We start from the raw sequence: 1,143 nt of genomic DNA, 5'->3' as shown, positions 1-1,143 counted from the left end.
GACTTCGACCTGTATCGCCTGTCCGAGGAGCACGACATGCTCCGGGAGACGGTCCGTGCGCTGGCGGAGGCGAAGATCACGCCGTTCGCGGCCGCGGTCGACGAGGAGGGCCGGTTCCCCCAGGAGGCGCTGGACGCGCTGGTCGCGGCCGATCTGCACGCGGTCCACGTGCCGGAGTCCTACGGCGGCGCCGGGGCGGACGCGCTGGCGACGGTGATCGTGATCGAGGAGGTCGCCCGGGCCTGCGGTTCGTCCTCGCTGATCCCCGCGGTCAACAAGCTCGGCTCGCTGCCGGTGATCCTGTCGGGTTCGCAGGAGCTGAAGCAGAAGTACCTCGGCCCGCTGGCCAAGGGCGACGCGATGTTCTCCTACGCCCTGTCGGAGCCGGACGCGGGCTCGGACGCGGCCGGGATGAAGACCCGCGCCGTGCGCGACGGCGACTTCTGGGTGCTCAACGGCGTGAAGCGGTGGATCACCAACGCCGGTGTCAGCGAGTACTACACGGTGATGGCCGTCACCGACCCCGACAAGCGCTCCAAGGGAATCTCCGCCTTCGTGGTGGAGAAGAGCGACGAGGGCGTCTCCTTCGGCGCCCCGGAGAAGAAGCTCGGCATCAAGGGCTCCCCGACCCGCGAGGTCTACCTCGACAACGTCCGCATCCCCGCCGACCGCATGATCGGCGCCGAGGGCACCGGCTTCGCCACCGCGATGAAGACCCTGGACCACACCCGGATCACCATCGCCGCCCAGGCCATCGGCATCGCCCAGGGCGCCCTCGACTACGCCAAGGGCTACGTCCAGGAACGCAAGCAGTTCGGCAAGCCGATCGCCGACTTCCAGGGCGTGCAGTTCATGCTCGCCGACATGGCCATGAAGCTGGAGGCCGCCCGCCAGCTCACCTACGCCGCCGCCGCCAGGTCCGAGCGCGTCGACGCCGACCTGACCTTCTTCGGCGCCGCCGCCAAGTGCTTCGCCTCCGACGTCGCCATGGAGGTCACCACCGACGCCGTCCAGCTCCTCGGCGGCTACGGCTACACCCGCGACTACCCCGTCGAGCGCATGATGCGCGACGCCAAGATCACCCAGATCTACGAAGGCACCAACCAGGTCCAGCGCATCGTCATGGCCCGCAACCTCCCGTAG

Annotated in this window: 1 protein-coding gene; it reads left to right on the top strand. The window is 69.2% G+C overall.

Annotated elements, in window-relative coordinates:
- On the top strand, positions 1–1,143 hold a 1,143-nt coding region (locus tag ACFUJR_RS39350; RefSeq protein ID WP_383181790.1), incomplete at its 5' end, for an acyl-CoA dehydrogenase family protein.

This window comes from Streptomyces sp. NPDC057271 (assembly GCF_042668715.1).
Lineage (GTDB): Bacteria > Actinomycetota > Actinomycetes > Streptomycetales > Streptomycetaceae > Streptomyces.
The sequence above is the reverse complement of the archived record's forward strand: the minus strand, read 5'-3'. Positions and strand labels throughout refer to the sequence as shown.